The following is a 12,974-nucleotide window of genomic DNA, read 5'->3' as shown; positions in this document are numbered from 1 at the left end:
TGCTTCAAATGATTTTGGACTTCTCATATCAGGTTACATCTGAAAAACACATATATTTTATATTGCGAATATGCGTATATTCATATATAAAGCTATGATTCATTGATAAGAGTAAAGCTCATGGATCAAATGCCAAAAGTCCAAATTTATCATAATCCAGCCTGTGGTACCTCACGCAATACGCTGGCTTTAATTCGCAATGCGGGAATTGAGCCTGAAGTGATCGAATATCTAGTTACGCCTCCTTCTCGTGATGAGCTGATTCAACTGATTTCTGATGCAGGTTTATCGGTAAGAGATGCGCTCCGTAAAAATGTCGATCCCTATACCGAGCTGAATCTAGATGATGCCGGCTGGAGCGATGAGAAACTGCTTGATGCCATGCTGCAACATCCGATCCTGATCAACCGCCCGTTGGTGGTTACCGAGCTTGGAACCCGATTATGCCGCCCATCGGAAGTGGTACTGGATATTCTGCCTTCGCCACAATTAAAAGCCTTTGCCAAAGAAGACGGTGAAATCATCGTGGATCAACAGGGCAATCGGGTAAAATAAAGTGTCCCCCCTACGAAAAAGCTTCAACTTGATTGGAGCTTTTTTATCTGAAAAACACATGGACGATGATCCATATCATTTACATACTGAATGAAATAGGTTCTTGAAGGATAAAGGAATTGGATCATCAGCAGGCAGTTTCCCCGTATCAGGTTTTGACAGAGAGTACCATTTTTCAAATCTTACACAGGCTACCGACTGGAAACTGTTGCGCAGGTCAATGGTTCAAAAATCTGCCGATGAGTGCATCGACCTGATCTCATCCCCCTAAAACCAGGAGCTTTAAATGGAAAGCATAATCGCGATTTTTGCCTGGCTGAATGATGTGCTGCTTAAAATGACCTGGCTCTCGGAAGGCGTGCGCTGGCTGGTCGAAAATGTCTTCGGTTTATCGGTGGTGACCCGGCTCGGTGGCAGTATTCACTTCTTTATTTATGATGTTTTTAAGATCTTTATTCTGCTCTCAGTCCTGATCTATAGCCTGTCGTATATCCAGAGTTATTTTCCGCCTGAACGCACCCGGCAGATTCTGGGACGCATGACCGGGATCAAAGCCAATATCATGGGAGCTTTACTCGGCACCATTACCCCATTTTGTTCCTGTTCTTCCATTCCGCTGTTTATCGGTTTTACCCGTGCCGGACTGCCTGTGGGGGTGACCTTTTCCTTTCTGATTTCATCTCCCTTAGTCGATCTGGCTTCGATTATTTTATTGGCCAGTATTTTTAACTGGAAAATTGCCATGATCTATGTGGTTCTTGGTCTGATTTTGGCAGTTATTGGTGGATCACTCATCAGCTTTTTCAAAATGGAAAAGTATGTCGCTGAATTTGTTACGCAAAATAGTACAGCTCAGGGTGATGAAGATTTTAAAATGTCTGCGAAAGAGTGCCGGGAATTTGCCTGGGAACAGGTGGTGGAAATCTTTAGCAAGGTCTGGATGTATGTGTTGATTGGCGTAGGGATTGGCGCGGCAATTCATAACTGGATTCCTGAACAGTGGATTACCGCCTTGCTTGGTCAGGATCACTGGTATTCCGTACTGATTGCTACAATCATAGGCATACCGATGTATGCAGATATTTTTGGCACTTTGCCGATTGCAGAAGCTTTGGTGGTGAAAGGTGTGGGGTTGGGGACGGTATTGGCCTTTATGATGGCGGTAACAGCACTTTCCCTGCCATCCCTGATCCTGTTAAAACAGGTGGTGAAAACCCGCTTATTGAGCCTGTTTATAGGGATCGTTTTTGTGGGAATCTTGATTATTGGCTATAGCCTGAATACTTTGGGTGACTGGTTTTTATAAAATGTATGGAGAATAAAAGATGAAAATTAAAGTTTTGGGTACAGGCTGCCGTAAATGTAAGGCCCTGTTGGCTGCAACTGAAGAAGCAGTGAAAAGCACCGGTGTCAAAGCGGACATTGAGTATGTCACGGATATGATGCAGATTGCCGAAACCGGACTGTTAAGCACACCGGGTCTGATGATTGACAGTAAAATCGTATCGAGTGGTAAAATTCTGGAAGCTCAGGCTATCGCGGAACTGATCGAGAAAAATAAATAACTTCAAAATTAAAGTTGTAGCGAAGAAAAGCAGTGGTTCAAGTCGCTGGTTTTTCTATATTGGAAGAAGAGGGAAACTGTTAAATCCAGCGCTTTCTGGCTGTGATATCCTGATCCAGATATAATTTTTCACTTGTACTATTTACTATATATATGGATATGTATATATTTGCATAATAGAAGGGGAGCAGCTATGGACCACGTTCAGTTTTTTAAATGTTTATCTGATGAAACACGTCTCAGTATTGTCCTGCTGATTGCGGAAAATAAAGAGCAATGCGTCTGTGATCTGACCGATAAACTGCAGTTAAGCCAACCAAAAATTTCACGGCATTTGGCCTTGTTGCGGTCTTGCGGTCTGCTCAACGATCGTCGGCAAAGCCAGTGGGTGTACTACAGCCTCAATCCGCAATTACCGGCCTGGTGCTTTGAAATTCTGGACGTACTGAAACGTAGTGACGTTCCGGTTTTATTTGATTCTTCCGCTCTATCGATTCAGAGCCATTGCGAGTAAGTTTTCATGAAATTTTTGTTTTTATGCACGGGGAACAGTTGCCGCAGCATTCTATCTGAAGTGTTGTTCAATAGCCGTGCGCCAGAAGGCTGGGTCGCTTACAGTGCTGGCAGCAAACCTTCCGGTCAGGTGCATCCCTTGACGCTTGAAACCCTGCACAATCTGGGCTTGTCGACTAAAGGCTTATCCAGCAAGACGATTGATGCCTGTGAACAGTATCAGCCAGACGTGGTGATTACCGTCTGTGATGCGGCTGCACAGGAAGCGTGTCCTCTTTATCTTGGCGGAGCGATCAAGGCGCACTGGGGCCTGTCTGATCCGTCACATTTAGAGGTGGATAAAGAAGAAAAAATGCAAGCCTTTATGAACACTGTTGAACATATCAATCGTCGCCTGGATACTTTGTTTAAACTTAACGTAGATGAACTTTCTCGCTCACAATTGATTGCAGCGATTAATCAAATTTCGAATGTTGAGTAAGTCACATGTCTGAAAAACGCATGTCCTTTTTAGATCGCAACCTGACGCTGTGGATTTTTATTGCCATGGCGTTAGGCATCGCAATAGGAAACTTTTTCCCTCAAGCATCGGTTGCTCTGGATCAATTCAGTATTAATTCAGTCAATATTCCAATCGCGATTGGTCTGATTCTGATGATGTATCCACCCCTGGCAAAAGTGGATTATGCGACCTTGCCACAAGTGTTTAAGGATAAAAAAACCCTGACGCTATCTTTAATTCAAAACTGGTTGATTGCTCCGGTACTGATGTTTGCGTTGGCTGTGATTTTTTTGCATAGCTATCCAGAGTATATGACAGGCGTGATCCTGATTGGTTTAGCTCGATGTATCGCCATGGTACTGGTGTGGAATGGTCTGGCCTGTGGTGATAACCAATATGTTGCAGCATTGGTGGCGTTTAACAGTATTTTCCAGATTTTATTCTTCAGTACCTATGCCTGGTTATTCCTGACCTTCCTTCCGCCATATTTTGGTATTGAAGCTCAAGTGATCAATCTTAGCTTCTGGACCATTACCCATGCTGTTCTGGTTTATCTTGGAATTCCGTTCTTATTGGGTTTCTTAACGCGCTTAATTTTGGTGAAACAAAAAGGCGTAGAATGGTATCAAAACAAGTTCATTCCAAAAATCAGCCCGCTGAGTTTGATGGCTTTGCTGTTTACGATTTTGGCGATGTTTAGCTTAAAAGGGGGTGATGTCGTAAGTCTTCCACTGGAAGTTTTACGCATCGCGATTCCTTTAATCATTTACTTTGTGGCCATGTTCTTTATTAGCTTCTTTATGAGTAAATGGATGGGCAATGATTATCCAAAAACTGCTGCAATCTCATTTACTGCTGCTGGAAATAATTTTGAATTATCACTTGCAGTCGCTATTGCAACTTTTGGTATCGCTTCGCCGGTTGCTTTTACCACGATTATTGGGCCATTGGTTGAAGTACCTGTGTTAATTGCTTTAGTGAGTGTTTCACTGTGGCTAAGAAAGAAATATTTTAAAGAGGCTTGATCCGATGAACCTGCCTAACGTAGATCCAAATCTTATTGAACAACCCACCTTTGAAAAAGTCCAAGCCAAAGAACTAGCTCATCCTCCTCGGATTTTACTGCTCTATGGATCTAATCGGGAACGTTCTTACAGTCGCCTTGCAGTTCTTGAAGCTGGTCGAATCCTTGAATATTTTGGGGCAGAAGTAAAAATCTTCCATCCGAAAGGGCTACCTTTACCGGAAGATGCTGATACTGAACATCCAAAAGTAAAAGAACTGCATGAGCTTCTGGCATGGGCTGAAGGTATGGTGTGGTGTTCACCGGAACGCCATGGTTCTATGAGTTCCATCTTTAAATCCCAGATTGACTGGATTCCACTGGCAGGGGGTGCAATTCGTGCCACTCAGGGAAAAACCCTTGCCTTGATGCAAGTCAGTGGGGGATCACAGTCCTTTAATAGTCTGAACCAGATGCGTGTTTTGGGGCGTTGGATGCGGATGATCACGATTCCAAATCAGTCTTCAATTCCAAAAGCATTCCTGGAATTTGAAGAAGATGGACGAATGAAGCCATCAGCATTCTATGACCGGATTGTCGATGTGATGGAAGAACTGTATAAGTTTACTTTACTAACCCGTGGGCAAAGTGCTTATTTGACCAACCGTTATTCGGAACGCAAGGAATCGGCTGAAGAGCTTTCCAAACGGGTAAATCAGCGTAGTTTATAAATTCTAGGTGATCAGAGAGACTGAAAAGTATCTTGAGCAATGGAAGGCTAATTTAAACGCTTGAAAATTTTATGAAATACGCCCAGTCTGATAAGCAGGCTGGGTTTTTATTTGATGACAATAAAGAAGGGGGGAAATATTTTGGCTCAATTACAAGCTGAAGTTGATGTGATCATCATCGGTGGTGGACAGGCCGGTTTGTCCACGGCTTATTTCTTAAAGCGTAAGAACATTCCGTTTATCATCCTAGATGATCAGCCTCAGCCTGGAGGTGCCTGGCAGCATGCCTGGGAGTCCTTGCGCCTTTTCTCCCCGAATAGCTGGAGTTCGCTGTCAGGCTGGATGATGCCGGCGACCGAACAGACCTATCCGACCCGCAATGAGGTGATCGATTATTTGACCGCCTATGAGCAGCGCTATCACTTTCCTGTCGTTCGTCCGGTGCGTGTGGAACGCGTGGAAAGTAAGGGCCAGTATTTAGAGGTTTATGCCGGGGAACAATCCTGGAAAGCCAAAGCGGTGGTAAGCGCTACAGGGACATGGAGCCAACCATTTATTCCCGAGTATGCCGGCCGTGAGCATTTTCAGGGCGTACAACTGCATTCCGCAGATTATAAAAATGCTGAGTTATTTAAAACCAAGAAAGTCATGGTGGTGGGTGGCGGTAACTCTGGTGCACAAATCTTGGCAGAAGTATCTCAGGTGGCCGAAACGCTTTGGATCACCCAGACACCGCCGCAGTTTCTGGCAGATGATGTCGATGGCCGTGTCCTGTTCTTAAGGGCGACTGAGCGCCTGAAAGCCCAGCAGGAAGGTAGAAAGATTGAGCAGCCCATTGGGGGGTTGGGTGATATTGTCATGATTGATTCAGTTAAAGATGCACGTGAGCGAGGCATTTTGCAGAGCAGGCGTCCATTTTCAGCTTTTACAGAACATGGCGTGATTTGGGAAGATGGCAGCACAGCGCATGTGGATGTGGTGATCTGGTGTACAGGATTTAAGGCGGCGCTGAATCACCTCAGCAGCCTCGGAATTATCCAGCCGGACCAGACCATTGCGGTTCAGAATGGCCGCTCTGTTCAGGTACCAAATTTATGGCTGGTGGGCTATGGAGAATGGACAGGTGCTGCTTCGGCCACGCTGGTCGGGGTTTCCCGGACAGCTCGGGCAGTAGCGGAAGACATCGCTGCATTTTTGGCCTGAGAGGATTTGATCCTGATTCAGTCGAGTGGATTGAGTGAATAGTATCTGTCTGCAACGAGCGTCATACCCGATGGTCTGATGCTCGTGATGATACGCTTGCATTGACGTTCGAATTTAATCAGGTAACTTATGCCCACAATGTGGACAGAAGAAATATTTGTTTTTTTCCTGCTCGAGTTGTTCTTTCTTACGCTCATGAATAAGTTCTAACAGGATATCCTGCATTTGTTCTTTGCTCAGTCCGACTTCTTTACGTAAAATTTCAATTTTTTCTTGATCTTCAATTAAGTCAATTTCTGCATCATCGAGCAGTTCACGAAATCTTAATTCCAGTTTGTGCTTGCGCTGTCTCAGCTCATTGGCCAGACCATTTGCCAGAATACCCGCAGGAAGCGCTGCCAGACCTACCCCTAAAATAGTAATTAAAGCCCCTAGAAAGCGGCCTAAGGGGGTGATTGGTGTCACATCGCCATAGCCGACCGTGGTCAGTGTCACCACTGCCCACCACATGGATGCAGGGATGGAGCTAAAGACTTCTGGTTGAGCCTTATTTTCAACCACATATACTCCAGCCGCCGCGATGATGATCATGATCAGTAGGATAAAAATAACCGCCTGAAATGAGCCCTTTTCGCGCTTGATCACCCGCAATAAAATCTGCAGGGAGACGAAATAACGGGTTAATTTGAGTAATCTGAATAATCGAAGGATTCGCAGGAAGCGTAAATCGAGATGCACAAAGAAGTTAATATAGGCCGGGAGAATCGCCAACAGGTCAATGATGGCACCGCCACTACGGATCCATAACCATCGGTTTTTCCATGCACCTTCAAAAGGGTCTTTTTCCGCAATGGCCCAAAATCTTAATAAATATTCCAGGGTAAAAATAAAGATCGAGAATAATTCAAAGGCATCAAACAGCAGCTGATAGGATTGATAGAGGTCATTGATCGATTCAAGTAAAACGGCAGCAGTATTCCCAATAATCAATACGATCAGAAATATATTGATGACGCGACTTAAGATGCTTTCGTGTTCTTCATTATGCAAATTGTCGTAAATAAATCTGTGAAGCTTATACCAGGCCTTGAATTCCATAACAGTGCATTACGGTGCGATAAGATGCTTTGAGTTTAGCGCAAGCCTGGGCATCGAAAGGAAATTTTTAAAAAATTAATCACAACTGTGGAGCGGTGATTATCCTGGATTTTTAGGGCTAAAGTGAGTGTGCACGACTCTAAAATCCCCAAAGCGTTCTGGTAAATCTCGCTACGGAATACCTGAACGATACCGATACAATACTGTTTCAACAAATTTCCCAACCTTGGCAAGGTCACCGAGATTCATTACATCAAGTGATAATAATTATAAGCATATGATTTAAAAGGTAGTATATGAGTCTTTATGAATTAAAGTTTTGATCAATTTAGATCATTTAATGTTGTTTTGGTCACTTTTTTTAGATTTTTTATTTTATAAAAGTCACCTAGATTTTGGTTTCAATAAATTTAATTTAAAATAAAAATTTACCATATGGTAAAAATTTATATATCATCAAGTTGAACTGTACCAAGATTGTCGGAGAGGCACTGTTGCAAATAGAGATTTGAGTCGATGATGTTCCCTTTAAAAAGTGCTTAGAGACCGGAAACCCTGTTGATTAGACACACTTCACCCTGAGGCTGACCATAATAGAATGACGATGGTTGTCCTTTACGTAGTGCACGCATGACTTCAATACTTTTAAAAGTTTTACCATTCACTACTTTTGTTAATTTCTTCATTAATCCAGTTTAAAAAATGGTTCACTTTCATAATGTTTTCATGCGTGCGAGGATAAACTAAGTGATGAGCAGATATCGCTATAGAGAAATCATCAGAAAATACTTTAACCAACTTTCCTGATTCCAAATAATTCTGAGTAAGTATGTTGCTTTCTAAAACAAATCCTAGGCCATGCGTGGCTGCTTCAAGTGACATGTAAGAGCGATCAAAACTAAAAGTATAAGGAAATTCAGGAATACTTAGGCCTTGGTGTGCAAACCATTGAGGCCATGTCACCAGAGTGGATTTTGATAAAATTAGCTCTTTTTTTAATAAATCTTTGGGCTTAAATACTGGACTACGTTCAAGTAATTTTGGCGATGCAAGAACTTCTAATTTTTCACTCCGAACCGTTCTAATTTCGACACCTGTCCAATTCGAAATACCATGACGAATATCAATATCAATTTTATCACGCGTAAAATGAAGATTTTCATAAGAACAGGACAAGTTCACCTGAATGAGAGGGTATTTTTCTTTAAATGATTCAAGGCGTGGCATTAGCCACAATAGGCCAAAACTTGGAGAAGAATGGATATATAAGCTATCTTTTGGACTGTTATTTGATGCTTGTTCAGTAGCTAATACAAGGCTATGCAGGATATTAGTAACTTCTTGATAATAACGCTCCCCAGAAGGAGTTAATGTAACACCTCTTGCACCACGTATAAATAGACTTTGACCAATCATTTCTTCTAGTTTTGCTATTTGATGACTGACAGCAGATGGTGTAAGGCTCAAAACCTCTGCTGCTTTTGCCACATTTCCTAATCGAGCAGTTTGTTCAAACGCTTGTAAGGTTTTTATTGCAGGCACTTGGTTGTAATTTTTTTCACTATTATTCATTTAAAATTCCATTTTTCTTTCGAATATTAACTAAAAATATCATAGGCATGAATATTATTCATGCCTAGTTGAGTTTAACCTTATTGCTGCTCACTGTGAAAAAAGAGAATCTAGCGATGAATAAATGTTGAAGAAAAGAGGAATAGACATGTTACTACAAGGAAAAGTAGCGTTAATCACAGGTGCAGCATCTGAACGTGGTATTGGTCGTGCAACAGCGGAAGTCTTTGCACAGCAAGGCGCCAAAGTAATTATTGTTGATCTAGATCTCGCGCAAAGCCAGCATACGGCTAAAGCATTGGGTGAAGGTCATTTAGGTCTAGCAGCAAATGTTGCTAATGAAGAACAAGCATACGCTGCTGTGGAACAAGCCCTTCAACACTACGGAAAAATTGATATTTTGGTCAATAACGCAGGCATTACCCAACCTGTAAAAACATTAGATATCAAGCGCAATGATTATGACCGTATTTTGGATGTCAGTCTGCGTGGAACGCTCATTATGTCTCAGGCTGTAATTCCCTCAATGAAAGAAAACGGTGGAGGAAGTATTGTGTGTTTATCATCCGTTTCGGCACAACGAGGTGGTGGTATTTTTGGAGGTCCACATTACAGTGCTGCCAAAGCTGGGGTTTTAGGATTAGGTAAAGCGATGGCACGTGAATTTGGTGCAGATAATATTCGTGTGAATTCACTTACACCAGGTCTGATTCAAACAGATATTACTGGTGGTCTAATGCAGGATGATCGTCGTCATGACATTCTTGCAGGTATTCCACTTGGTCGCTTAGGTAATGCTCAAGATGTTGCAAATGCAGCATTATTCTTAGCCAGTGATCTATCAGCCTATTTAACAGGTGTAACTTTAGATGTAAATGGCGGAATGCTGATTCACTAAAACTCAGTATTAGTATTAAAAAATTTGAAATAGAGACATGGCCACGAGAGGATATTGTGGCCCAATGTAAAGGGACTCGCATGATGGATACCGTATTTTCATCTGATACAGATGCTATTCGTAAATCTGCATATCGAAAAATTGCATTTCGGTTGATGCCATTTTTAATGCTTTGTTATTTTTGTGCTTACCTAGACCGTGTAAATGTTGGTTTTGCAAAACTTCAAATGATGAGTGATTTACAGTTCAGTGAAGCTGTTTATGGACTTGGCGCAGGTATTTTCTTTATAGGATATTTCTTATGTGAAGTACCCAGCAATATTGTGCTACATAAAGTTGGTGCTCGACGTTGGATTGCTCGGATCATGATTACATGGGGTATTTTGTCAGGCTGTTTTGCATTTGTTGAAACAGAGTGGCAATTCTATACCTTACGCTTCTTACTTGGTGTTGCTGAAGCTGGATTAGCGCCAGGTCTATTACTTTATCTTACATATTGGTTCCCCTCTTATCGTCGGGCCCGTATGACTGTGCTTTGGTTTATTGCGATTCCAATTTCAGGAATGATCGGTGGGCCTCTATCTGGCTTAATCATGGACCAAATGAACAATGTGCAAGGGTGGCATGGTTGGCAATGGATGTTTGTACTTGAAGCTATACCTACAGTGGTTGTTGGTTTGTTAGTCCTCGCAGTTCTTAAAGATTCTGTTCAAGATGCACATTGGTTAACAAGTGCTGAAAAGAATTTAGTTCAACAAGAAATTTCACAAGATAATCAGCAGAAAGAAGGGCATAGCAGTATTAAAGACTTCATTAGTGATAAACGCTTGTGGTTACTTGCTGGAATCTACTTTTGTGTCGTAATGGGACAATATGCAATTACTTTCTGGTTGCCGACATTAATTCGTAACTCGGGTATTAGTGACAACTGGCATATTGGCTTGTTGACCAGCCTGCCTTATATGTGTGCCATAGTTGTAATGCTGTTAGCAGGCCGTAGCGGAGATCACTTTAGAGAGCGTCGCTGGCATTTAATTATTCCTATGTGTGCTGGTGCAATTGCACTGACCTTCGCAACATTGTTTGCCTCAAATCTAACCCTATCGCTGATTTGTTTATGTATTGCGGCATCGGGTGTACTCACTGCATCTTCTTTGTTTTGGATGTTGCCAACCAACTTTTTAGGTGGTGTTTCAGCCGCTGCTGGTATTGCTGGAATCAATAGTTTTGCCAATCTCGCTGGATTTTGTTCTCCATTTCTCATCGGCTGGATTACGACTAATACAGGTTCTAATGCCATAGGTATGTTCTTAATCACAGCAGTTTTACTTGTCGGTGCCACACTGGTAACGCGCGTTCCAGCAAAACTTGTTAATCGTTAATAAGAGAAGTTAATCATGTCAAATATTAATAAAGAAGCTCGTATTGCTGAACTACAGCAACGTGCCTATAACATTCGTCAACATGCGTTACGTATGGGACAAGTACAGGGCCAAGGTTATGTTGGGCAGGCCTTAGGTGCAGCTGATCTACTTGCAGTTTCTTATTTTCATGCAATGAAATATCAGCCTGAGAATCCTGAGTGGGAAGGACGAGATCGCTTTTATCTTTCAATAGGTCATTATGCAATTGCTTTATATGCAGCTTTGATCGAAGCAAAAGTTATTCCACTTCAAGAACTAGAAACTTATGGTTCTGATGACAGTCGTTTACCTATGTCAGGCATGGCAACGTATACCCCTGGTATGGAAATCACAGGTGGTTCATTGGGTCATGGTTTAGGCATTGCGGTAGGTGCTTGCCTCGGATTAAAGCAAAAGAAATCAGAATCTTTTGTTTATAACTTCCTATCAGACGGTGAGCTGAATGAGGGCTCGACATGGGAAGCTGTCATGTCAGCTTCACATTGGAAATTAGATAATCTCATCGCAATTATTGATGTGAATAATCAGCAAGCCGATGGGCATTCAAGTGAAATTCTAGCTTTTGAACCGATTGTAGATCGTTGGCAGTCTTTTGGTTGGTATACCCAACGCGTAGATGGCAACAATATGGAAGCTTTACTTGATGCTTTCGATCAAGCGAAAAGTCACGAAGGAACATGCCCAAGGGTCATTATTTGCGATACCAAAATGGGTAAAGGTGTTTCATTTTTAGAAAGCCGTGAAAAAACACATTTTATTCGCGTGGATGAACGTGAATGGGATGAAGCTTTAAATATATTAACCCATTACGGCAAATAAGGAGTCTAGATCCATGAGCCAATTAGCGAACTCTCCTAAGAAAAAATTAAAAACGTCTGCCATGATTGCTTCTATTGCTGCAGAAGGGCAACCAACCAAGTCTGCACCATTTGGACATGCTTTAAATGCACTAGCGAAAGAGCGTGATGATATTGTTGGATTATCAGCAGATCTATCCAAATATACAGATTTACATATTTTCGCGAATCAAAATCCAGACAAGTTCTTTCAAATGGGAATGGCCGAACAACTCTTGATGAGCGCTGCTGCTGGATTAGCTCGAGAAGGTTTCGTTCCTTTTGCCACGACTTATGCTGTTTTTGCTTCACGCCGAGCTTACGATTTTATCTGTATGGCGATTGCCGAAGATAATCTAAATGTGAAAATTGTAGCAGCCCTTCCTGGTTTAACTACAGGATATGGACCAAGTCACCAAGCAACAGAAGACATTGCCATTTTCCGTGGAATGCCAAATCTAATGATCATTGATCCATGTGATGCCTTGGAAATTGAACAGGCTATTCCGCAGATTGCTGCTCATCAAGGTCCTGTTTATATGCGCTTGTTGCGTGGTCAAGTTCCATTGGTACTGGATAAATATAACTACCAATTTAAATTGGGTAAGGCCCAAGTCATTAAGCCTGGTAAAGACCTATTGATTATTTCTACCGGATTACTGACCATGCGTGCGCTTGAGGCAGCGGAAGAGCTAGAAAAAGAAGGCGTAGAGGTTTCTGTATTACATGTACCTACGATTAAACCATTAGATGAACAGACCATTTTAGACGAAGTAGCTAAAGGAGGTCGTCCAGTTTTAACTGCTGAGAATCATTCTGTGGTTGGAGGCTTAGGTGAAGCAGTTGGAACCTTGCTATTAAGAAATGGGCAACATCCACGTTTTGATATGATTGGTTTACCTGATGCATTTTTAGATGCAGGCGCATTACCAACACTACATGATCGTTATGGTATTTCTACAGAAGCCGTTAAAGCAAAAATTAAAAATCACTTAACCTAAGAGAGTCCAACTCTGTTAGTGAATTGAGCATGGTGTATGACAGGAGTCCCGCCATGCTGCAATTTTATCACACC

At 42.1% G+C, this 12,974-nt stretch carries 14 protein-coding genes and 1 pseudogene; 12 read left to right on the top strand and 3 right to left on the bottom strand.

Features of this window, described 5'->3' with window-relative positions; translation table 11 throughout:
* Window positions 1-120 precede the first annotated feature (120 nt).
* The 8 genes from arsC to CWI32_RS13965 all read left to right on the top strand — a co-directional run bounded on the left by arsC (window position 121) and on the right by CWI32_RS13965 (window position 6,071).
* Window positions 121-555, top strand: coding sequence for an arsenate reductase (glutaredoxin) (arsC, locus tag CWI32_RS14000; protein ID WP_005093706.1), 435 nt, complete (start codon window positions 121-123; stop codon window positions 553-555).
* Window positions 556-841: 286 nt separating this feature from the next.
* A complete protein-coding gene (locus CWI32_RS13995) occupies window positions 842-1,861 on the top strand; it encodes a permease (protein ID WP_081273077.1) in 1,020 nt (339 codons plus the stop codon).
* A gap of 19 nt (window positions 1,862-1,880) precedes the next feature.
* The gene (locus CWI32_RS13990) at window positions 1,881-2,120 is read left to right on the top strand and encodes a thioredoxin family protein (RefSeq protein ID WP_005093701.1); all 240 of its coding nucleotides are present in this window, start codon (window positions 1,881-1,883) and stop codon (window positions 2,118-2,120) included.
* Window positions 2,121-2,312: 192 nt separating this feature from the next.
* The gene (locus tag CWI32_RS13985) at window positions 2,313-2,633 is read left to right on the top strand and encodes a metalloregulator ArsR/SmtB family transcription factor (protein WP_005093699.1); all 321 of its coding nucleotides are present in this window, start codon (window positions 2,313-2,315) and stop codon (window positions 2,631-2,633) included.
* A gap of 6 nt (window positions 2,634-2,639) precedes the next feature.
* Window positions 2,640-3,113: an arsenate reductase ArsC gene (locus tag CWI32_RS13980; protein WP_074382687.1), complete on the top strand. Its 474-nt coding sequence runs from the start codon at window positions 2,640-2,642 to the stop codon at window positions 3,111-3,113.
* Window positions 3,114-3,118: 5 nt separating this feature from the next.
* Entirely contained in the window at window positions 3,119-4,159 is a 1,041-nt protein-coding gene (gene arsB / locus CWI32_RS13975; RefSeq protein WP_004280164.1) for an ACR3 family arsenite efflux transporter, read from the top strand.
* Window positions 4,160-4,163: 4 nt separating this feature from the next.
* Window positions 4,164-4,868: an arsenical resistance protein ArsH gene (gene arsH / locus CWI32_RS13970; RefSeq protein WP_004280163.1), complete on the top strand. Its 705-nt coding sequence runs from the start codon at window positions 4,164-4,166 to the stop codon at window positions 4,866-4,868.
* Between the two features lie 141 nt (window positions 4,869-5,009).
* Window positions 5,010-6,071: an ArsO family NAD(P)H-dependent flavin-containing monooxygenase gene (locus CWI32_RS13965; RefSeq protein WP_004646562.1), complete on the top strand. Its 1,062-nt coding sequence runs from the start codon at window positions 5,010-5,012 to the stop codon at window positions 6,069-6,071.
* Window positions 6,072-6,185: 114 nt separating this feature from the next.
* Here CWI32_RS13965 and CWI32_RS13960 read toward each other — a convergent pair whose 3' ends face one another.
* The 3 genes and pseudogenes from CWI32_RS13960 to CWI32_RS13950 form a co-directional block, all read right to left on the bottom strand.
* Window positions 6,186-7,169: an ion transporter gene (locus CWI32_RS13960; RefSeq protein WP_100535584.1), complete on the bottom strand. Its 984-nt coding sequence runs from the start codon at window positions 7,167-7,169 to the stop codon at window positions 6,186-6,188.
* Window positions 7,170-7,708: 539 nt separating this feature from the next.
* Window positions 7,709-7,822, bottom strand: a pseudogene (locus CWI32_RS13955) (IS6 family transposase); the annotation flags it as partial.
* 1 nt (window position 7,823) lies between these two features.
* On the bottom strand, window positions 7,824-8,711 hold the full coding sequence (locus CWI32_RS13950) for a LysR substrate-binding domain-containing protein (RefSeq protein ID WP_100535597.1): 888 nt from the start codon (window positions 8,709-8,711) through the stop codon (window positions 7,824-7,826).
* Between the two features lie 178 nt (window positions 8,712-8,889).
* On the opposite strand from CWI32_RS13950, the gene CWI32_RS13945 reads away from it, so the two are divergent.
* The 4 genes from CWI32_RS13945 (at window position 8,890) to CWI32_RS13930 (ending at window position 12,900) form a co-directional block, all read left to right on the top strand.
* On the top strand, window positions 8,890-9,639 hold the full coding sequence (locus CWI32_RS13945; RefSeq protein ID WP_100535583.1) for an SDR family NAD(P)-dependent oxidoreductase: 750 nt from the start codon (window positions 8,890-8,892) through the stop codon (window positions 9,637-9,639).
* 83 nt (window positions 9,640-9,722) lie between these two features.
* Window positions 9,723-11,021 carry an MFS transporter gene (locus CWI32_RS13940; RefSeq protein ID WP_213064372.1) on the top strand — a complete coding sequence of 433 codons (1,299 nt, stop codon included), beginning with the start codon at window positions 9,723-9,725 and terminating at the stop codon, window positions 11,019-11,021.
* A 15-nt stretch (window positions 11,022-11,036) separates the two neighbouring features.
* Window positions 11,037-11,882, top strand: coding sequence for a transketolase (locus CWI32_RS13935; protein WP_100535581.1), 846 nt, complete (start codon window positions 11,037-11,039; stop codon window positions 11,880-11,882).
* A 13-nt stretch (window positions 11,883-11,895) separates the two neighbouring features.
* A complete protein-coding gene (locus CWI32_RS13930) occupies window positions 11,896-12,900 on the top strand; it encodes a transketolase family protein (RefSeq protein WP_100535580.1) in 1,005 nt (334 codons plus the stop codon).
* Window positions 12,901-12,974 lie beyond the last annotated feature (74 nt).

It is taken from the genome of Acinetobacter pseudolwoffii (assembly GCF_002803605.1).
Taxonomy (GTDB): Bacteria; Pseudomonadota; Gammaproteobacteria; order Pseudomonadales; family Moraxellaceae; genus Acinetobacter; species Acinetobacter pseudolwoffii.
The sequence above is the reverse complement of the archived record's forward strand: the minus strand, read 5'-3'. Positions and strand labels throughout refer to the sequence as shown.